The organism is Asanoa siamensis (assembly GCF_016862555.1).
In the GTDB taxonomy this organism is placed as follows: domain Bacteria; phylum Actinomycetota; class Actinomycetes; order Mycobacteriales; family Micromonosporaceae; genus Asanoa; species Asanoa siamensis.
On the sequence record NZ_BONE01000021.1, the window covers coordinates 1 to 19,351 of the forward strand.

16 protein-coding genes are annotated in these 19,351 nt (G+C 73.1%); 6 read left to right on the top strand and 10 right to left on the bottom strand.

The genetic code is table 11. The features are described from left to right. Window positions 1-574 (top strand): aminotransferase class III-fold pyridoxal phosphate-dependent enzyme (locus Asi02nite_RS14775; protein WP_203713365.1); only part of this gene is annotated, 574 nt, incomplete at its 5' end. Here the strand turns inward: Asi02nite_RS14775 and Asi02nite_RS14780 are convergent. The 5 genes from Asi02nite_RS14780 to Asi02nite_RS14800 all read right to left on the bottom strand — a co-directional run bounded on the left by Asi02nite_RS14780 (window position 564) and on the right by Asi02nite_RS14800 (window position 5,684). Beyond that, complete coding sequence (locus tag Asi02nite_RS14780; protein WP_203713366.1) at window positions 564-1,400, bottom strand: CU044_5270 family protein; 837 nt, start codon at window positions 1,398-1,400, stop codon at window positions 564-566. The two genes, Asi02nite_RS14775 and Asi02nite_RS14780, sit on opposite strands and share 11 nt — an antisense overlap. Window positions 1,401-1,411: 11 nt before the next feature. Next, window positions 1,412-1,951 carry an RNA polymerase sigma factor gene (locus Asi02nite_RS14785; RefSeq protein WP_203713368.1) on the bottom strand — a complete coding sequence of 180 codons (540 nt, stop codon included), beginning with the start codon at window positions 1,949-1,951 and terminating at the stop codon, window positions 1,412-1,414. Between the two features lie 106 nt (window positions 1,952-2,057). Next, window positions 2,058-3,575: a PQQ-dependent sugar dehydrogenase gene (locus Asi02nite_RS14790; protein WP_239126724.1), complete on the bottom strand. Its 1,518-nt coding sequence runs from the start codon at window positions 3,573-3,575 to the stop codon at window positions 2,058-2,060. 79 nt (window positions 3,576-3,654) lie between these two features. Continuing rightward, window positions 3,655-4,866, bottom strand: a complete 1,212-nt coding sequence (locus tag Asi02nite_RS14795; protein ID WP_203713372.1) for an MFS transporter — start codon at window positions 4,864-4,866, stop codon at window positions 3,655-3,657. Beyond that, the gene (locus tag Asi02nite_RS14800; RefSeq protein WP_203713373.1) at window positions 4,863-5,684 is read right to left on the bottom strand and encodes an alpha/beta fold hydrolase; all 822 of its coding nucleotides are present in this window, start codon (window positions 5,682-5,684) and stop codon (window positions 4,863-4,865) included. The genes Asi02nite_RS14795 and Asi02nite_RS14800 overlap by 4 nt, the downstream gene beginning before the upstream one ends. 74 nt (window positions 5,685-5,758) lie before the next feature. Here Asi02nite_RS14800 and Asi02nite_RS14805 point away from each other — a divergent pair, with 74 nt between their 5' ends. Then, window positions 5,759-8,476 (top strand): helix-turn-helix transcriptional regulator, encoded by a 2,718-nt coding sequence (locus tag Asi02nite_RS14805; RefSeq protein WP_203713374.1) that lies wholly within the window; start codon window positions 5,759-5,761, stop codon window positions 8,474-8,476. A 42-nt stretch (window positions 8,477-8,518) separates the two neighbouring features. Here the strand turns inward: Asi02nite_RS14805 and Asi02nite_RS14810 are convergent, their stop codons facing one another. Beyond that, window positions 8,519-10,642: a PhoX family protein gene (locus Asi02nite_RS14810; protein WP_203713375.1), complete on the bottom strand. Its 2,124-nt coding sequence runs from the start codon at window positions 10,640-10,642 to the stop codon at window positions 8,519-8,521. A 162-nt stretch (window positions 10,643-10,804) separates the two neighbouring features. On the opposite strand from Asi02nite_RS14810, the gene Asi02nite_RS14815 reads away from it, so the two are divergent. Continuing rightward, window positions 10,805-11,218, top strand: coding sequence for an RbsD/FucU family protein (locus tag Asi02nite_RS14815; protein WP_203713376.1), 414 nt, complete (start codon window positions 10,805-10,807; stop codon window positions 11,216-11,218). On the opposite strand, the gene Asi02nite_RS14820 is transcribed toward Asi02nite_RS14815, so the two are convergent. From Asi02nite_RS14820 to Asi02nite_RS14830, 3 genes are read right to left on the bottom strand one after another with little or no spacing between them, the layout of a single operon-like run. After that, window positions 11,211-12,062: an alpha/beta hydrolase gene (locus Asi02nite_RS14820; protein ID WP_203713377.1), complete on the bottom strand. Its 852-nt coding sequence runs from the start codon at window positions 12,060-12,062 to the stop codon at window positions 11,211-11,213. The two genes, Asi02nite_RS14815 and Asi02nite_RS14820, sit on opposite strands and share 8 nt — an antisense overlap. Next, complete coding sequence (locus Asi02nite_RS14825; protein ID WP_203713378.1) at window positions 12,059-12,544, bottom strand: maleylpyruvate isomerase N-terminal domain-containing protein; 486 nt, start codon at window positions 12,542-12,544, stop codon at window positions 12,059-12,061. The genes Asi02nite_RS14820 and Asi02nite_RS14825 overlap by 4 nt, the downstream gene beginning before the upstream one ends. Before the next feature lie 59 nt (window positions 12,545-12,603). Further along, window positions 12,604-13,590 (bottom strand): ArsR/SmtB family transcription factor, encoded by a 987-nt coding sequence (locus Asi02nite_RS14830; RefSeq protein ID WP_203713380.1) that lies wholly within the window; start codon window positions 13,588-13,590, stop codon window positions 12,604-12,606. 60 nt (window positions 13,591-13,650) lie between these two features. Between Asi02nite_RS14830 and Asi02nite_RS14835 the strand changes: the two genes are divergently transcribed. Further along, window positions 13,651-15,141, top strand: a complete 1,491-nt coding sequence (locus Asi02nite_RS14835) for an MFS transporter (RefSeq protein WP_203713381.1) — start codon at window positions 13,651-13,653, stop codon at window positions 15,139-15,141. Between the two features lie 3 nt (window positions 15,142-15,144). Continuing rightward, a complete protein-coding gene (locus Asi02nite_RS14840) occupies window positions 15,145-17,103 on the top strand; it encodes an APC family permease (RefSeq protein ID WP_308440155.1) in 1,959 nt (652 codons plus the stop codon). Here the strand turns inward: Asi02nite_RS14840 and Asi02nite_RS14845 are convergent. Next, window positions 17,100-18,665, bottom strand: coding sequence for a hypothetical protein (locus Asi02nite_RS14845; RefSeq protein ID WP_203713382.1), 1,566 nt, complete (start codon window positions 18,663-18,665; stop codon window positions 17,100-17,102). The genes Asi02nite_RS14840 and Asi02nite_RS14845 overlap by 4 nt on opposite strands. Before the next feature lie 90 nt (window positions 18,666-18,755). Here Asi02nite_RS14845 and Asi02nite_RS14850 point away from each other — a divergent pair, with 90 nt between their 5' ends. After that, on the top strand, window positions 18,756-19,331 hold the full coding sequence (locus tag Asi02nite_RS14850; protein WP_203713383.1) for an RNA 2'-phosphotransferase: 576 nt from the start codon (window positions 18,756-18,758) through the stop codon (window positions 19,329-19,331). Window positions 19,332-19,351 lie beyond the last annotated feature (20 nt).

The following is a 19,351-nucleotide window of genomic DNA, read 5'->3' on the forward strand; positions in this document are numbered from 1 at the left end:
GATCACCGGCTTCCGGCACGCGCTGGGCGGCTACCAGCAGGTGATCGGCGTGACCCCGGACCTGACGACGTTCGGCAAGGGGATGGCCAACGGCTTCCCGGCGGGCGGCGTCGCCGGGCGCCGGGATCTGATGGAGCGCTTCAACGGCCAGACCGGCGACGTGCTGATGGCGGGCACGTTCAACGGCAACCCGCTCGGCTGCGCCGCCGCCCTGGCGACCATCGACTACCTGGCCGCGAACCCGGACTTCTACACGCGTACGCACGCCCTCGGCGAGCGGATGCGCGCCGGCCTGCGCGGGATCGTGGCGGAACTCGGCCTGGACGCGACGGTCGTCGGCTTCGGCGGCGTGTTCGCGGTCTACTTCCTGGCCGGCCCGGCCCTCGGTTACCGCGACCTGCTCCGCAACGACAACGCGGCCTACGTCGCCTTCCACCGCGGCATGACCGACCGCGGCTTCCTGATGCTCCCGATGTCCCTGAAGCGCAACCACATCTCGGGCGCGCACACCCAGGACGAGGTGGACCGCACCCTGGAGGCGGCCCGCGACGTCCTCAAGGAGATCAAGGGTTAGGTACGTCGCCGAGGCGGTCGACGATCGTCGTGCGCAGCCGGGCGGTGCTGTGGTCCAGCACCTCCCGGCCGCCGCTCAGTTGCGCGGCGCGGTTGCCGAGGTAGGCGTAGTCGGCGCGGTCGAAGATGACGTCGTACGTGGCACCGATGAGGCCGGGCAGGCGCAGCCCGACGCCGGGCCGGCCGGCCGCGTCGACGACATCGCCCGGGAGCATCCGCACGCCTTCGTCGTCGGCCATCGCCTCGAAGATCGCCGCCCGGGACGCGGGCGGCAGGTAGCCGTGCAGCAGCAGGAGCGCGGTGAGAAACGGGCTGCCCTCGTCCGCGCGCAGGTAGCGCAGCATCCCCTCGGGGTCGGTCGGCAGTCCGGCCAGATAGCCGGCGGGCCGGCCCTGGCCTGGGGCCGGGGGCACGGTGCGCCACTCGCCGCTGGTCTCGTCCTGGAACCGCTGCTCCCACTCGTCGCCGGTGCCGGCCGTCACCCAGCGCCGGAGCCCGCGCGCGACGTACCGGTCGACCCCCGGATCGGGCCGGGACACCACCCGCAACTCCGTGAAGACCCACTGGTCGGGCCGGGCCGTCAGGGTGGGCTCCCGGCGCGCCGCGCGGGCCGCGTCACGCAGGACGCGCTGGGCACTCGCGGCGGCCGGCTGTTCACCGACGCCGACCAGCGGCACCGTGAGCGCGCCGCCGGTGAGCGTGACAGCCGCGGCGGTCAGCACCACCCGCCGCCGCGACCAGCGGGTCGCCGGTGCGGGCCGGGTGGCGACGTGAGCACGGAGTTCGGTGAGCAGGCGCTCCTCGAAACCGGAAAGCGGGGACGTCATGACAGGACTCCTCAACGGGTGGCGGCGAGCGAGAGGCGGACGGCCCGGCGGGCCCGGTGCAACCGGACGCGGGCGGCGACGGCGGTGATGCCGAGGGCGGCGGCGGCCTCGGCGGTGCTGAGCCCGTCGACCGCGACCAACTCCAGCAGGGCCCGGGTGTCCTCGGGCAGATCGCGGATCGCCGCGTAGGTGCGGCGCGCGGAGGCTTCCGCGTCGATCCGTTCCTCGATCCGGGCGAGGTCGTCGGGCTCGAGCACGCGCCGGCCGGCCACCTCCGCGGTCACCCGCCGGCGCCGGTGCGAGCGCCGCTGCTCGGCGGCGATCACGTTGCGGGCGACGCCGAACAGCCAGCCGACCTCGCTGCCGCGATCGGCGCGGTAGCCCGCGGCGGACTCGATCGCCGCGAGGAACACCTCGGCGGTGAGGTCGGCCGCGGTGTGCGGATCGTCGACCCGGCGGGCCACGAACCGCCCTACCACTTCTATGTGCGCCCGATAGAACAGCTCGAACGCATCCGGGTCGTGCCCGATCGTGGTCACGTCGTACGTCATCGGCCCTCCCGCCTTTCACCCCTTCCTTGGCTCCGGCGCGGGAAGGCGTTACACGCGCGACCGCCCGGGTCCATCGTGGGCCCGGGCGGTCGTCGTCACCAGAGGATCAGTCGCAGGCGGTGCCGTTCAGGCGGAAGGTGCTCGGGCGGCCCGTGCCGCTGCCGCTCGCCAGGAAACCGAAGTTGGCGCTGGCGCCGCTGGGCAGGCCGCCGTTCCAGCTCTCGTTGCGGGCCGTGACAGTGCGGCCGGACTGGCTGACCCGGGCGCCCCACGCGCTGCTGATCCGTTGGCTGCCGCCGAAGGTCCAGGTCAGTGTCCACGAGCTGAGCGACGGGCCGCGGTTGGTCACCCGGACGTTGCCGAGGAGCAGGCCGGGCAGGCCGGTGGCGCCGTAGCTGACCGCGCACTCCGCCTCGGGTTCGGGGTCGGACGGCGTCGGGCTCGGAGAGACGGTCGGATCCACGGTCGGCGTCGGGTCCGTGGTCGGCGTCGCGGTCGGGTCCGTGGTCGGCGTCGCCGTCGGGTCGACCGTCGGCGACGGGCTCGGGGACGTCACCGTGAAGCGGAAGACGCGGTCGTCGCTCGGCGCCGGGTTGCCGCGCCCGTCCTGGTTGCTGGTGGCGACCCAGAGCGACCCGTCCGGCGCCTTCTCCACCGTGCGCAGCCGGCCGAACCGCCCGTTCAGCGCCGCCACCGGCGTGCCCGCCCCGCCGGCGCCGTCGAGCGGGACCGTCCACAGGCGGTTGCCGCGCAGCGCGGCGACGAACAGCGTGTCGTCGATGACGGTCGCGCCGCTGGGCGAGGCCTGTGCCGGGGTCCAGGTGACGATCGGGTTCCGGTAGAGCGGGTTGTCGGCGTTGCCCTCCACCGCCGGCCAGCCGTAGTTGCCGCCCGCCACGATCCGGTTGACCTCGTCGAACGAGTTCTGCCCGAACTCCGTCGCGTAGAGGCGCCCGGCCGAGTCCCAGGCCAGGCCCTGCACGTTGCGGTGGCCCAGGCTGTAGACCAGCGATCCCGCGGTCGGGTTGTCGCCCGGCACGCCGCCGTCCGGCCGGATCCGCAGGATCTTGCCGTTGAGGCTGGCTGGGTTCTGCGCGCGGCTGGTCACGCCGGCGTCGCCCACACCGGCGTAGAGCATGCCGTCCGGGCCGAACGCGATCCGTCCGCCGTTGTGGTAGTCGGCCTTGCTGATGCCGGTGACGATCGTCGTCTGGTCGTTCATGTCGGCCAGCCGGAAACGCACGATCCGGTTGTCGGTCGCCGACGTGTAGTACGCGTACACCAGGTTGTCGGTCGCGTAGGCCGGCGAGACGGCGAGACCGAGCAACCCGCCCTCGCCCGCCGGCACCACGTTCGGCACCCGCCCGACGATCTGGGTCGGCTCGCCGGGGCGTACCCGCAGGATCTGGGCCCGATCGCGCTCCGCCACCAGCGCGGTTCCGTCGGGCAGGTAGGTCAACCCCCACGGCACCCGCAGGTTGCTCGCGGCCGTGGTGGGGTTGACGAAGTCGACGGTCGGCGCGGCGGCCCGGGTGACCGGCCGGTCGACCGCGACGGCTATCCCGGCGACGCTCACCGCGACGCCGACCACCGCGGCGGCCGCGGCGATGGCGGGTTTGTGCATGAACATCTCCCGAAGCGAAAGGGGCTTGTTTTCGCCACGGTGCCAGCCCTTACCGGCAGGTTACGGCCAGATTGGACATTTAACGCGAAATGATGAATTCACCCTGAACCCGCCAACGGGTACGCGGTGCTCCGCTATTCGCCAGCCGGCACCGCGCGACCAGGGCCGCGAGTCCGACGGCGGCGACGAGCACGGCGTACCCGCCGACGACCGGGACGAGGCCGACCGGGCCGATCAGCTCGCCGGCGAGGATGGCCGGCAGGCCGAAGGACACGTACGAGACGAGGTAGACGGCGGCGAACAACCCGGCCCGTTCGCGGTCGGCGACCAGCGGGGTCAGCGCGCGCAGCGCGCCCGAGAACGCCGCGCCGAGACCGACGCCGCTCACCACGCCGCCGCTCCAGAGCACCGGCTCGAGCCCGGTCCAGACGGCCGCCGCCAGGAGCACCGCGCCGGCCAGCACCAGCCCGGCGCCGAGCGTCGCGGCCACTCGGGCGGGCCGCAGGCGCAACGCGAAAGCGGAGATCCCGGCCGCCACGAGCGCGACGAAGACGTACGCCCCGTGCACCACCCCGTCGCCCGTGCCGAAGACGCCGCGCACGATCGTCGGCGCCAACCCGAGGAAGAGCGCGGCCAGCATCCAGGACGAGACGAGCACCGGCACGACCGCGCGGAACTCGGGCCGCACCCGGGCCGGGACGTGCACGTGCGGCACGAGCGGGCCGGGGCGGCGCGGCACGGTCTCGACGGAGCGCCGAACCACCACCATCGACGCCACCGTGACGCCCGCCAGCACCAGGAAGACCAGCCGGCCGGGATCACCGCGGAACTCGACCGCCACGCCGGTCAGCAGCGCGCCCACGCCGAGCCCGACCGACGGCGCCACCGCGCCGACGACGGCACCGAGGCCGCGCCGGCGGGCGGGGGCGAGCTCCACGATGGACGCCGTGAACGCGCTCGTCGCCGCGCCCATGGCGACGCCCTGCACCACCCGGGCCGCGCACACCCACCAGATGTCCGGCGCGAACGCGAACATCAGCATCGCGGCGAGTTGCACGGTCAGCGCGCCGGTCAGCACCGGCCGGCGACCCAGGCGGTCGGCGAGCGAGCCGACCAGCAGCAGGGTGGCCAGGACCGCGAACGCGTACACGCCGAACGCGAAGGTGACCAGCCACGGCGCGAAGCCCCAGCGCTGCTCCAGGTCGACCAGCAGCGGGGTCGGCGCGCCGGAGGCGACGAAGAGGGCCGCGAACGCCGCCGCCATCCCGACGAACGACGCGCCGCGGCTCATCGGCCGCCGACGACGCCGAGGTACGAACCGTCCACCCAGTCGGTGACGATGCCGGCGTAGCTGCCCGGCTGCTCCTCCCACGCGGCGTGCCCGCAGTCGAGCACGTCGAGCCGGCTGGCCGGCAGCTTCTCGTTGAGCACCTCGGCGTCGCGGGCCAGCCCGTACGGGTCGTCCCGGCCGGCGATGATCTGCACCGGCGTCCGGATCGTCGCCAGCAGCGGGTCGAGGGCGGCGAGATCCTCCGGGTACGACCGCAGATAGGCGAGGGAGCGCGCGATCCGGTCACCGGCGTACGCGGCGGCGTAGTCCGCCCGGATCTCCGGCGACACCCGGTCGCCGACGAAGGTGGCCACCAGCCGCTGCCCGTCGGGCTGCCCCAGGTCCTCCGTGACCAGCGTCCGCAACTCGCCCGCGAGGGCCATCGGGTGGGTCGCCGCGCCGCCGCCGACCACGACGCTGCGGAACAGGTCGGGCTGGGCGGCCGCGGCGAACAGCAGCGCCGCGGTGCCGACGTCGGGGCCGACCGCGTGTGGCTGCTCGAGGCCGAAGTGGTCGACGAGGTGGGTGACGAACTCACCCATCACGCGGGGCGACATCAGCTCCGCGCGCCCCTCGGACCGCCCGAACCCCGGCAGGTCGACGGCGACCACCGGGCGCTCGGCGCTCAGCGCGGACCAGGTCGGCGCGTACGCGTACAGGCTCTCCGGCCAGGGACTGAGCAGGAGCAGGGTGTCCGCTTCCCGGTCGTCGCGTCCCACCGGGCTCGCCATGTACCGGATGCCCAGATCGTCGATGACGTCGAACCGCTCCTCGTCCATCCCGCCAGCTCAACGCGTCGGCGCTTCCACCGAATCACCTGAATACGTGAGTGCCGCTCGCTAGGTTGTGGAAGGTGGCACGGGTGGTTCTGCGCGGGCGCTCGGCGGCGATGTCGGCGGCGATGCCGGCGCTGCGCCGGGCGGCGCGACACGGCCAGAGCGGGATCGTGGTGGTCACCGGCGAGGCCGGGATCGGCAAGACCGCCGTCCTCGACGCGATCGCCGCCCAGGCCGCCGGCATGGGCTTTCGCACCGGCGTCGGCAAGGCCGACGAGATCGGCCGGATCTCGCCCGGTGCCCCGGTGCTGCTGGCGCTGCGCAGCGGGTCGAGCCCGTTGCTCGACGCCGCGGCGCTGGCCGACCTCGACGACCTGACCGAGCATCCGCTGGTGCTGCTGGACCGGGTCGGCGCCCACCTGGAACGGGTGGCCGGCACCGCACCGGTGCTGGTCGTCGTCGACGACGCGCAGTGGGCCGACCAGCTCAGCCGGCTCGCGCTGCGGGTGCTCCCGGACCGCCTGGCCGGCCACCCCGTGGTCTGGCTGTTCGCCACCCGCGACCCGGCCGACGAGCTGACCGCTCCGCCCGGGCCGGCCGTCCGCCTGGAGATCATCGCGCTCGGCCCGCTGGCCGCCGGCGACGTCGCCGCGATCGCCCGGGACAGGCTGGGCCGGCCGGCCAGCGCGGCGACCCAGCGCATGCTCGACGGTGTCGGCGGCAATCCGTTCCTCGTCACCCAGATCCTCGACGGGCTGGCCGGTGGCGCCCCGGACGGCGTGCCGCCGGGCAGCTTCGTCCGCGCGGTGGAGGCGGCGCTGGACGGGCTGCCGGACCGGACCGTCGTGCTGCTCGCCGCCGTCCTCGGTCGGCCGTTCGCGCTCGACGAGGCGCAGCGGATCGTGCCGTCGGTCGGCAGCGCCGACGTCGACCGGGCCGTGGCCGCCGGGCTGCTCTGCCGCGCCGGTCACCTGCTCAGCTTCCGGCACGACCTGGTCCGCGAGACCGTCTACGCCGGACTCTCCCCGTCGGCCCGGCAGGACCTGCACCGGCGGTGCGCCCGCCATCTGCTCGCCTCCGGGCACGACGCCTTGGCCGCGGCGCCGCACGCCCGTGCCGCGGCGACCCCCGGTGACGAGGAGAGCGCGGCGATCCTCTGCGAGGCGGCCCACCAGGCGGCCGGCTCGCTGCCGGAGACCGCCGGCGAGTTGGTCGTCGAGGCGTTCGAGCTGGTCCGGCCCGCGCAGGAGTCCTGGCAGCCGACCGGCGAGCGCTGCGTCGACGTGCTGGGCCGGGTGCAGCGCGACGCCGACGCGGTGCGGGTCGCCGACGCCGTGCTGGCCAGGGCCACCGACGCCGAGACCTCCGCCCGGATCCAGGTGCTCGCGGCGCGGGCGCTCTGGCGGATCGGCCGCCCGGCGGAGTCGGTCGCCCGGATCGACGACGCCCTGACGGCGCCCGGGATCTCGGTCGCGCTGCGGGCCCGGCTCCACGCCGCCCGCGCGCTGGCGCTGACCCGGATGGCGCCCGCGTCGCAGTCCCGGCGGGCCGTCGAACCGGCGCTGGTCGACGCCCGCGCGGTGCGCGACCACGACGCCACGATGCTGGCCCTGCAGGCCATGGGCGAGCTGGCCCGCAACAGCGGCCACCACGCGGAGTCGCTGGCCTACTTCCGCGAGCTGCGCGCGGTCAGCGGCACCAGCTATCTGGCCGAGGAGATCATCCAGTTGCAGCTGCTCGACCGGTTCAGCGACGCGGGGGCGTTGCTGGAGGCCGCGCACCGCGACGACCGCGGCGGCATCGAGGCGATCCTGCCGTCGCTGACCGCCGCGCGGATGTGGCAGGACTTCAGCCTGGGCCACCTCGACGACGCCGAGGCCGGCGCGCGCACGCTGGTCACGATCGGCCGCGAGGTCGGCGATCACCTGCACGAGCTCGACGCCGTGCTGGTGTTCAGCGCCTCGGCGCTGCTGCGCGGCGAGTTCGCCGAGGCCGCGGAGCGGCTGGCGCCGGCGACCAGCGGCGGCGCGGCCGACGAGGCGGTGCGGCTGCCCGGCCTGCGGCTGATGGAGGGCTGGCTGGCCGCCAGCGACGGGCGGGCGGAGGACGCGCGGAAGATCCTGGGTCCGCTGCTGTTCGGCGCCCGCGACTCCAGCGCCGACTGGCCGTGGTGGCCGGGCTGGATGCGGGTCTTCGTGCGGGTCGGCCGGGCGACCGGCGACCAGCGGCTGGTGCGCGAGGCGGTGTCGATCGCCGCGGAGGGCGCCGCGCGCAACCGCGGCGTGGCCAGCTTCCAGGGCGTGGCGCTGGCCCTGCGCGGCCTGGCCCACCTCGACCTGGACGCGCTGACGGAGGCGAACGTGGTGCTGGACCGTTGCCCCCGGCCGCTGCTGCGGGGCAACGCCGCCGAGGACCGGGGCCGGGTGCTGCTCGCGCACGGCCGGCGGGCGGAGGGGCTCGCCGAGCTGGACCGGGCGTGGAGCATCTACCGCGGCACCGGCGCCCGGGCGGCGATGGCCGCCGTGCAGCGGGTGATGCGCCGGGCCGGCGCGCGCCGGGCCAAGTGGGAGACCGACGCGGCCCGCCCGCGGCAGGGCTGGGCGGCGCTGACCGATGCCGAGGTCAAGGTGGCCGAGCTGATCAGCGCCGGGCACACCAACAAGGCCGCCGCCCACCTGCTCAACCTCTCACCGAACACGGTGAGCACCCACCTGCGGTCGGTCTTCGCGAAGCTGGACGTGAACTCCCGGGTGCAGCTCACCAACGCCGTGCACGCCCTGCGCCAGACAGGCTGAAGGGCCGCCCCGGCGCGGGACGGCCCTTCAGGACGACGCGGATCAGGCGCCGATGTTCTTGTTCCAGACGTTCCAGGTGACCGCGATGCCGGGCTTGGCGAAGTCACCGTCGGGCCAGTTGGAGGCCGGGTTGGCCACCGAGGCACCGGAGATCTCACCCGGGTGCTGGACCGCGACGAACACGCTCTTGTTGTCGTCGGAGATCCACGGGCCGCACGTCTCGGCGCCGAACGGCACGCTGAGGAACTGCTTCAGGCGGCCCTTCTCGGGACCCTCCAGCGGCACCGCGAACAGGCCGTCGTTGCTGCCCAGCGCGTTGCCGTCGGTGGAGATCCAGAGGTTGCCGGCACCGTCGAACGCCACGTTGTCGGGGCAGGAGATCGGCGAGACCTTGGTCTTGTCGTACCCCATGAAGTAGGTCGACGGGTCCGTCGGGTCGCCGCAGACGATCGGCACGGTCCAGGTGAACGTCGTGCCGGTGTGGTCGTCGTCGTCCTCCTCGGTGATCTCGAGGATGTGCCCGTGCTTGTTGGCGTTGCGCGGGTTGGCCTCGTCGGCCGCCGGGTTGCTGCCCACGCCCCGGTTGGTGTTGTTGGTCAGCGCGACGTAGATCTTGCGATTGACCGGGTTCGGCTCGACGTCCTCGGGGCGGTCCATCTTGGTGGCGCCGACCTTGTCACCGGCGAGCCGGGTGAAGAGCAGCACCTCCTCGACGGTCATGCCGTCGACCATCGACGTGCCGTCCTTGACCAGCGGGATCCACTGGCCGGTGCCGTTGAAGGCGCCGTCGGTCGGCAGCTTGCCGGAGCCGTCGATCTCGGTGGCCGAGGTGTAGCCGAGCTTGGCCACGTAGAGCGTGCCCGACTCCAGCAGGGTCAGGTTGTGCTTGCGCGCCTCGGGGGTGTTGCGGCCGTCGATCTTCTTGTCCGAGACGAACTTGTACATGTAGTCGAAGCGCTCGTCGTCGCCCATGTACGCGACGGCCTTGCCGTCCCGCGACTTGATGATGTTGGCGCCCTCGTGCTTGAACCGGCCCAGCGCGGTGTGCTTGCGCGGGGTCGAGCCGGGGGTGAACGGGTCGAACTCGACGATCCAGCCGAACCGGTTGGCCTCGTTCGGGGTCTTGGTGAGGTCGAACCGCTCGTCGACCCGCTCCCACTTGCGGCTGCCCGACGGGTAGCGGTTGACGGTGTCGATGCCGTACCGGTTGAACCGGGCCTTGGCGTCGCCGGTCGAGGTCTCGGCGCCGACGAAGTACTGGTTGAAGTTCTCCTCGCCGGACAGGATCGTGCCCCACGGGGTGACGCCGCCGGCGCAGTTGTTGAGCGTGCCGATCACGTCGGTGCCGGTCGGGTCGGCGGCGGTCTTCAGCAGATCGCTGCCCGCGGCCGGGCCGGTCAGCTTGAAGTGCGTGGTCAGGCCGGTGATCCGCCGGTTGTACGGGCGGGAGCCGCTGTCGACGAGCACGTATTGCCCGGTCTTGCCGACCCGCTCGATCTCGACGCAGGACATGCCGTGCGCGGCGATCGCGATCTTGACCTGCTCGACGGTCAGCGCGTCCTGGCTGACGAAGTTCGGGAACATCAGGTCTTCGTTGGTGTACTCGTGGTTGCAGACGAGCAGGGCGCGGGTGCCCTTCTTGTCCAGCGGCAGCACGGCGACGAAGTCGTTGTTGTAGCCGAACTGCTTGAGCTGCGCCTCGAGGGTCTGGTTGCGAACGTCGAACTTCTTGGCGCCCGGCACCACCGGGTCGCCCCAGCGGATCACGACGTGGTGGTCGTAGCCGTTGGGCACCACGAGGGCGTCGACCCGGTTCGGCGCGACGGCCTTGAACGTGAGGTCGGTCGTCGCGGCCTCGGCGGTGCCGAAGTCGGTGACCTGGGGCAGGGCCGGGGTGGGCTCGGCGGCGGCCAGCGCCGGGGTCGCGCTGAGCACGCCCGCGCCGCCGAGGCCGAGCGCGGCCGCGCCGATCGCACCGGCGCGCATGACGCCGCGGCGGCTGACCTCGCTCTTCACCATGTCGCCGAAGTACTCGTTATCGGAAGCGTTGGGCACCGGGTGGTCGCACGCGTTTCCACAGCGGTACAGGCAGGTCATGCGGTCGCGGCCGTGCGAAACCTTCGCCACGCCGACGATTGGCAACTGGCGGCGGATCTGGTCCGTCATTCGGGCTCTCCTAGAACCGTCGACACATCTCTCCGTGGGACAGCCGCACGCTAATCAGAGCAGGTAAACATGGAAAAACCGGAATGTGAACCGCGGACGTGAAGCCGCAGGTTAGGGTGTCCTCACTAGACGGCGGCGGCGCCCGCGCTTCATGATCCGGCCATGCTCAAAACGACCCTCATCCATCCGGGCATCAGCTCCGCTCTCGGCCGCGCGGGCCACGGATCGACCGTTCTCATTTCAGACGGAAACTACCCCCATTCAACGAGTACGAAGCCCGGGGCGGACCTTGTTTTCCTGAATCTGCGGCCGGGGCTGGTGGCGGTCGACGACATCCTCGCCGCGGTGTGCACGGCCATTCCGGTGGAATCGGCTTTTGTCATGCGTCCGGACGAAGGTCCGGAACCCGAGATCTTCCCGATCTTCCGCCAGCAACTGGACTCGGTGGAACTGACCACCCTGGACCGGTTCGCCTTCTACGACAAGGCCCGTGAGCCCGACCTCGCGCTCGCCATCGCCAGCGGTGACACCCGCCTGTACGCCAACATCATCCTGACGATCGGCGTGGTCAGGTAAGGAACTCGCTGATCACGCCGATGGCGTGGTCGCCGGCGGAGAGCACCGCGCAGAAGTTGAGGAACGCGTGCGGGGTGTCCGCGTACTCCACGTACCGTGCGTCCTCCAGCCGCTCCGCGTAGGCGGCGGCGTCGTGCCGCAGCGGGTCGCGGCCGGCCGCCACCAGCAGCGTCGGCGGCAGCCCCGCCAGGGAGCCGGCCCGCAGCGGCGCCGCGTGGACCGGCGCCGTCGCACCCGGCAGGTACTGCCGGTCGGCCCAGGACGGCTCGGCCGGCACGTCGAGCACCGGATAGCAGAGCACCTGCCGGTCGAGCCGCGGGCCGCCCTCGTCCCGGGCGCGCAGCGTGGCCCCGGCGACCAGCGCGCCGCCCGCGCTCTGGCCACCCGCGGCGAGCCGGCCGTCGCCGCCCAGCACCGCGCCGTGCGCGGCCAGCCAGCACATCGCGTCGTAGGTGTCGTCGAGGGCCGCCGGGTACGGGTGCTCGGGCGCCAGCCGGTATTCGAGCGACACCACCGTGCGACCGGCGAGCCGGGCGAGCCGGGAGCAGACGTGGTCGAGGTCGCGCACCGAGCCGCCGACGAACCCGCCACCGTGCAGCCAGAGCAGCAACGGTCCTGGGCCCGTTTGGTAGACGCGCACGAGCGTCGGCCCACCGCCCAGCGGCAGATAGAGGTCGGCGACCCGCACGGCGGGGTCGAGTCGCCCGGACAGCGCCGGGTCCACCGGCTCGGCCCGGCCGGCCAGCAGGGTGGCGAGGTCCTCGAGCCCGTCCGCCGCGCCGACGACGGTGAACGCGTCGGCCTCGGCGGTGAACCGCGGCTCGGCCACGGTCCGCCGGTTCACGCGGTCACCGCGCCCAGGTGCAGGGCGGCGTGCCAGAACGCGGGCCGGCCGGGCACGGTGAAAACCCGGGTCGCGAGTGGACCGACGTGCGCGCGCCAGTCCTCGTCGGTGTAGCCGGCGAGCTGGTCGAGCAGCGAGGCGTGCCCGGCGGCGAGCCGGTCCAGCAGCAGGTCGGCGGGGAGTTCGCGGCCGGCGGCGACCCCGGCCCGGTTCAGCGCCCGGCCGGCCTCGACGGTCTCGAACTCGGGCCGGAGGCTCCAGTGGCCCGGGTCGTTCAGCACGGCCAGGTTGATCTCGTTCCACATGAGCACGTGCGCGACCAGGTCGTGCAGCGACGCGCAGAAGTCGCCGAGCGGGCCGGCGGCGGTCGTGTAGTCGCGGGCCAGCTCCGGTCCGGAGAGCCCGTCGACCGCGGCGAGCAGGTGGGCGTGGTCGGCGCGCAGGCGGTCGGCCGCCGCGCCCACCGAGAGGGATTCGGTCATGGCGGCCAGGCAACCACCCGGGCGGGCCGGGGCGCAGCGGGCTGACGGATCTGGTCAGCTCACCGCAGCAGCAGGCCGAGCAGGTCGCCGCCGAGCGCGTCGACGGCGGCCGCGTCCAGCTCGTACTGGACGAACCGGCCCCGCCGGGTCGGCCGCGCCAGCCCGGCCGCGGCCAGCTCCCGCAGGTGGCGGTTGACCAGCGTCGCGTCGACCTGCCAGCGCGCGGCGATCTCGCCGGCGGTGCGCGGTTCCGTGGCGATCGCCCGGGCCACCTCCAACCGGCCCGGGTTGGCCAGCGCGGTCAACCGGCGCAGCAGGTCCCGGGCGGGCGGCACGGGTGGGCCGGGCGCGGCCGGGTGGATCAGCACCAGCGGCCGCCCGGTCACGTCGGCGACGTAGACGTGCGGCCGGATCAGCGTGCTCGGCACGACGACCAGCCCGCGCCGGGCCACGTCGTGCCGCCCGCTGCGCACCTTGGCGATCGAGACGCCTCCGCCCGCGACGGTGATCGACGGATCGAGGCCGGCGAGCGCGGCGGCCGGCCCGCCCGCGGTGACGTCGAGCGCGAACCTGCGGGCGCGGGCGGCCAGCACCGGCCGCACCGCCGGCCACCGTGCGGCGAACCAGCCGTCCCACGCCTCGGCGAGGAACTCCAGGAACTCCGCCACCGCCGGCCCCGGCCGCTCCACCAGCGCCGCGACCTGGTCGTCGACGCCGCGGGCCCGGGCGTAGCGGAGCGCGGCGGCGGCGTCGCCGATCGGCCGGAGCAGCTGGGCGGCCAGGCGGCGGGCGGGGAGCGCGCGGAGGTGGTCGAGTTGCGCCTCGATGGTCTCGTCGGCCGCCCAGACGCTGACGAACGGGGTCGCCCGGATCGCCCGGGTGGTGAACGCCCAGCGGCCGGCCCGGCGGCGCAGCCCGGCCGGCAGCGGCGGCAGGTCGACCGGGTGGTGGTCCGGCGCTCCGACGGCGTGCAACGCCGAGCCCAGCTCGGACAGCGGGGACACGGCGGCCGAAACGGTCGAGAGGCCGACGATCGCGACTGGCATGACGATCACAGATCGTAGTCCGGTCGTGGGTGCCCGCCCGGGAGTACGTTGGGTCACGAGGTGATCACGCGGGGGGACGGCACTGATCGGATGGGTGCGAGCAGGGTCGGCGAGACACAGAAATCAGGGACGGTGCAGGGCTCCGGCCTGGCGGAGATCACCGACGCCCTGCGGGTGAGGCCGTTCCGGCGGCTGTTCCTGGTGCTCAGCCTGTCGGCACTCGGCGACTGGCTGGGCCTGCTGGCCGGCGCGGCGTTCGCGTCGTCGCAGGTGTCCGGTTCGACCGCCAAGGGCGCCGCGTTCGGCTCCGTGATCGCGGTGCAACTGCTGCCGGCGTTCATCCTGGGGCCGCTCTCGGGCGTCATCGCGGACCGGTTCGACCGGCGCTACACGATGATCATTTCCGATGTCGCGCGGTTCGTGCTGTTCGCCTCGATCCCCGTCGTCGGCTTCATCGTGGACAGTCCGGTGCGGGTGGTCACCTGGACCGCCATCGCGCTGTTCCTGGCCCAGTGCGCGGCGCAGATCTGGACGCCGGCCAAGGAGGCGGCGGTGCCCAACCTGCTGCCCCGGTCGCGGTTGGAGGCGGCCAACCAACTCACCCTGGCGACCACCTACGGCATCACGCCGATCATCGCCGCGCTGCTGTTCAGCGCCATGGCCCGGCTGCCCCGGCCGGGCGGGGTCGGCCCCGCCGACTACGCGCTGCTCTTCGACGCCCTCACGTTCCTCGCGTCGGCGTTCGTCGTGCTCTTCTTCGCCAAGGAGATGTCCGGGCGCACCGCCCGGCCCAACCATGTCCAGGCGGACGACTCCGCCCATCACGCGGTGCCGGGCCGGCAGGTCATGCGGGACCTGCTGGACGGCGGCCGGTTCATCGTCCGCACGCGACTCGTGCGCGGCATCGTGGTGGGCGTGCTCGGCGCGTTCGCCGGTGCCGGTGTGGTGATCGGCACCGCGAACTTCTACGCCCGGTCGCTCGGCGGCGGCGACGCCACGTTCGGCATCCTGTTCGCCGCGATCTTCGCAGGCTTCGGCGTCGGCATCGCCGGCGGCCCCGCGCTGGTGGGCACCCTGTCCCGGCGCCGCTGGTTCGCGCTGTCCATCGTGCTCGCCGGCATCGCGGTGATCGGCCTGTCGCTCGCGCCCCGGCTGTCCCTGGCCGTGCTCGGCGCCGTCATCACGGGCGCCGCGGCGGGCATGGCCTTCCTCTCCGGCCTCACGCTGATCGGCGGTGACGTCGCCGACGACGTACGCGGCCGGGTCGTCGCGTTCATCCAGTCGGCCGTCCGGATCACCCTGCTGCTCGCGATCGCGCTGTCCAGCCTGATCGTCGGCCTCGGCTCGGCCCGGGAGATCCACGTCGGCCCGATCGACTTCGACCTGTCCACCACCCGCCTGCTGCTGTTCGTCATCGGCCTCGCCGGCATCGCCGTGGGCATCCTGTCGTTCCGCCAGATCGACGACCGGCCCGGTGTGCCGGTCTGGAAGGACATCTGGCGAGGTGTACGCCGCCGGCCGCTCTCCGACACCGCCAAGAAGCGTCCCTGAACCGTGGCACCCGAACCGGCTGCCGACCTGAACCGCAGGAGCCGCTTCTCGGAGTGGTTCCTGCGTGGCGCGCAGCGTCGCGTGTTGCCCGCGCCGGGCCCGCTGCCACCGCCCCGCGAGGAGGAGAGGAAGCACAGTTGGTGGCGGGTGATGTGCCTGACCGGTCTCGACTACTTCTCCACCCTGGGCTACCAGCCGGGCATCGCCGCGCTCGCGGCCGGCGTGCTGGCACCGCTGGCGACGATCGTGCTGGTGCTGGTCACGCTGCTGGGCGCGCTGCCCGTCTATCGCCGGGTGGCCCGGGAGAGCCCGCACGGCGCCGGGTCGCTGGCGATGCTGTCGAAGCTGCTCTCGTACTGGCAGGGCAAGCTCGTCGTGCTCGTCCTGCTCGGGTTCGCGGCGACCGACTTCATCATCACGATGACCCTGTCGGCCGCCGACGCCACGGCCCACATCGACGAGAACCCGTTCTGGCCCGACGCCTTACGCGGCCACGACGTGCTGATCACCCTGGTGCTGCTGGCGCTGCTCGGCGCCGTGTTCCTCAAGGGATTCGCGGAGGCGATCGGGATCGCCGTGGTGGTGGTCGGTGTCTACCTCACGCTCAACGTGGTGGTGGTCGTCGACGGCCTGATCCGGGTCGCCACCCACCCGACGCTGACCAGCGACTGGTGGACGGCGCTGACCACGATGCACGGCAGTCCGTTCGCGCTGGTCGGCATAGCCCTGATCGTCTTCCCGCGGCTGGCGCTGGGGCTGTCCGGCTTCGAGACCGGCGTCGCGGTGATGCCGCACATCAAGGGCGCGCGCGGCGACACCGAGCGGCGCCCGGTGGGCCGGATCCGCGGTGCGCACAAGCTGCTCACCACGGCCGCCGTGACCATGAGCGTCTTCCTGATCACCAGCAGCATCATCACCACCGTGCTGATCCCGGCGGACGCGTTCGACCCGGGCGGAGCGGCCAACGGGCGGGCGCTGGCGTTCCTGGCGCACGAGAACCTCGGCGCGAGCTTCGGCACCGCGTACGACCTCTCGACGATCTTCATCCTCTGGTTCGCCGGCGCGTCCGCGATGGCCGGGCTGCTCAACCTGGTGCCGCGCTACCTGCCGCGGTTCGGCATGGCACCGAACTGGGCCACCGCCGTACGCCCGCTGGTCGTGGTGTTCACCGCCGTCGCGTTCTTCATCACCTGGCTCTTCGACGCCGACGTGACCGCGCAGGGCGGCGCGTACGCGACCGGGGTGCTGGTGTTGATCACTTCCGCGGCGATAGCCGTGACCCTGTCGAGCCGGCGGCGCCGGCAGCGCAAGCAGACGATCGCGTTCGGCGTGATCTCGCTGGTGTTCGTCTACACGACCATCGACAACATCGTCGAACGCCCGGACGGTGTGAAGATCGCGGGGAGCTTCATCGGAGCCATGATCATTATTTCGGTGCTGAGCCGCATCCGGCGGGCGTTCGAGCTCCGCTTCACCAGCGTCCAGTTCGACGAGACCGGCCAGCAGCTCCTGGAGGACTGCAAGGGCACGGTCGTCCGGATCATCGCCAACCACCCGGACGCCGGCGACGCGCAGGAATACCAGGCCAAGCTGCGGCGGATCGTCGACGAGGACGTGCTGCCGGACGTGCACGACGTGATGTTCGCCGAGGTGACCATCACGGACCCGTCCGAGTTCGAGTCGGACCTCCGCGTCCGCGGCGAGATCCGGCACGGCCGCTACCGGGTGTTCGCGATGGCGAGCCCGAACGTGGCGACGGCGCTGGCCGGTTTGCTGCTGGAGATCCAGCGGACGACCGGCCAGCGGCCCCACATCTACTTCGAGTGGACCGAGGGCAACCCGGCGTCGAACTTCCTGCGCTACCTCGCCTTCGGGCAGGGCGAGGTGGCGCCGGTGACCCGGGAGATCCTCCGCGAGCACGAGCCGGACCGCTTGAAGCGGCCGCACGTGCACGTGGGTTAGCCGACTTTCTGCTTCGTGTAGGTGAAGCAGCGCTTGGTGACGGTCGGCCAGTCGACGCCGAGGATGGGCTCGGCCTCGGCGGCGGACGGGCGGCCGCCGCGCAGCACCGCGTCGGCGAAGCGCATCAGCTTGTCGTGGCCGTACTGGTCGGCGATGCACCGGGTGGCGTAGTAGCCGAGGCCGTAGGCGCCGTCGATCTGCCAGTCCGGCGCGTTGTCCTTGGGGACCAGCTTCTCCAGGTCGCCCTTGAACTTCTTCTCGCGCACCATCCGTCGCGAGTTGAGCTCCCGGTCGTACGCGTTGACGGGGCGGCCGTCCCACTCGACGTACTCGGCGATGCCCTCCGTGAGCCACCAGTTCTCGCCGTTGTAGTCGCGGTAGTCCCGGCCGGCGAGCGTCGCCACGTGGCCCATCTCGTGCTTCATCACCGACTCGGCGTACCCGCGGGAGAGCTCGTCGGCCCGCAGCACGATGTCGGAGCGCTCGTCGGAGGACGGGATGGCGAAGCCGATCGCCCAGTCCTCGGTGCCGCCGAACCACTTCTTCCAGTCGCTCGCACCGGCGAGGTAGACGACGTAGCGGTCGGGCTTCTCGCCGAGCACGTACCGGTCGGCGATCTTCGCGGCGCGCTCGGCGGCGGGCAGGAACGACCGGGCGCGGCTCGAGAGCGCGGCGGGCGCGGCCACGATGGCCCGCGACCCGACGGCGGCGGTCAACGTGGAGACCTCCCACGGCTGCGGCCCGTTGGCGTTGGTGACGTTGGAGAACGTGACCAGTTGGTAGCCCTTGGCCGAGTCCCGCCAGACGGTGTCGACCAGGAGCTTCTGGTTCTCGCAGCTCGTGACGACGTAGCAGTGGCTGATCGACAGGCCGACACCCCACTGGTCGAACCCGCCGACGGGCTTGTCGTCGGTGGGCCCGCTGTCGAGCGCGATGGTGAAGGCGCTGGCCTTCATGGCGCGCAGGGAGCGGAAGCGGCGCTCGAGCTCGGCGCGGATCTTCTTGTCGGCGGCGGGCTTCACGAAGGCGCCGAGGTTGCCGTCGCGCATGGCCTTGTTCATGGCGGCGAGGGAGTCGGTGATCCGCGCCTTGGCCCAGGCGTGCTTGACGAACGGCGGGTCGCCGGGCTGGGGCGAGGCGGGCGGTCCGGTGGGGGTCGCACTGGCGGTCGGGGACGGGGCGGCGGCGGTGGCGGGCTCGTCGGGGGAGCCGGAGGTGAGCACGACGAGGGCGGGTACGGCGAGCAGCAGGACGACGAACGTCACCACCAGGCCGACGAGCAGGCCCCGCTTGCGCTTGGGCGCGGGCAGAAGCCCGGGAGGCAGGTCCGCGGGCTGCCCCACCGCAACCCCTGCCGGCGCGGGCTGGCCGGGGACGGGCTCGCTTGCGGTGGGCTGGTCCGGGGTTGGCTTGTCCGGGGTCGGTGCCTCGGGCCGGACGACCGGCTGGTCCGGGACCGGCTGCTCCGGTGCGGGCCGCGCGTCGACCGGTGGGTGCGCCGTCGGCGGTGGGACCGGCGTCGTGTCGCCGGTCTCGTTCGGATCGATATCCCCGTATGCCACGACCCGACACGCTACGTCCCTCGCGCCCGTAAATGATCATCCGTTCGGTCGGGACCCTTGGCGTCGCGGCGGTGGGGCGACAATGGGCGTGTGAACGGGGATCTCGTACGCGTCAGCAAGCGCCTCTCCGCCGTGCTCCGGCACCGGCCGGGCAGCGTCGGCCTGACCCTCGACGAGCAGGGCTGGGTCGAGGTCGACACGCTGCTCGCCGCAATGAACGCGCACGGCCGGCCCGTCACCCGCGACATGCTCGACGCGGTGGTGGCCGGCAACGACAAGCGCCGGTTCGCGATCAGCCCTGGCGCCGACGGGCGCGACCGGATCCGCGCGAGTCAGGGCCACTCCGTACCCGTCGATCTCGCCCTGCCCGACACGCCGCCGCCGGCGGTGCTCTTTCACGGCACGTCGGCCGGCGCCGTGCCGTCGATCCTGGAAAGCGGCCTGGTCAAGGGTCGCCGGCACGCCGTGCACCTGTCCGTCGACACCCGCACGGCCCGCGTCGTCGGCGCCCGGCGGGCCGGCCCCGTCGCGATCCTCGAGGTCGACGCGGCCGCTATGGCCGCCGCCGGGCATCGCTTCCAGTGCAGCGCCAACGGCGTCTGGCTGACGGCGCACGTTCCGCCGACGTTCATCCGCCGGCTCGACCCGGAGCGGCCGGGCGCGTGACCCGGGTGGCTACGATCCGG

What these genes read in the sequence shown, in the direction of transcription:
- Asi02nite_RS14815 (WP_203713376.1), top strand. Translation starts at nt 10,805, where the DNA reads ATGCTCAAAACGACCCTCATCCATCCGGGCATCAGCTCCGCTCTCGGC.
- Asi02nite_RS14825 (WP_203713378.1), bottom strand. Translation starts at nt 12,544, where the DNA reads ATGACCGAATCCCTCTCGGTGGGCGCGGCGGCCGACCGCCTGCGCGCC.
- Asi02nite_RS14800 (WP_203713373.1), bottom strand. Translation starts at nt 5,684, where the DNA reads ATGGACGAGGAGCGGTTCGACGTCATCGACGATCTGGGCATCCGGTAC.
- Asi02nite_RS14830 (WP_203713380.1), bottom strand. Translation starts at nt 13,590, where the DNA reads ATGCCAGTCGCGATCGTCGGCCTCTCGACCGTTTCGGCCGCCGTGTCC.
- Asi02nite_RS14790 (WP_239126724.1), bottom strand. Translation starts at nt 3,575, where the DNA reads ATGCACAAACCCGCCATCGCCGCGGCCGCCGCGGTGGTCGGCGTCGCG.
- Asi02nite_RS14795 (WP_203713372.1), bottom strand. Translation starts at nt 4,866, where the DNA reads ATGAGCCGCGGCGCGTCGTTCGTCGGGATGGCGGCGGCGTTCGCGGCC.
- Asi02nite_RS14810 (WP_203713375.1), bottom strand. Translation starts at nt 10,642, where the DNA reads ATGACGGACCAGATCCGCCGCCAGTTGCCAATCGTCGGCGTGGCGAAG.
- Asi02nite_RS14785 (WP_203713368.1), bottom strand. Translation starts at nt 1,951, where the DNA reads ATGACGTACGACGTGACCACGATCGGGCACGACCCGGATGCGTTCGAG.
- Asi02nite_RS14780 (WP_203713366.1), bottom strand. Translation starts at nt 1,400, where the DNA reads ATGACGTCCCCGCTTTCCGGTTTCGAGGAGCGCCTGCTCACCGAACTC.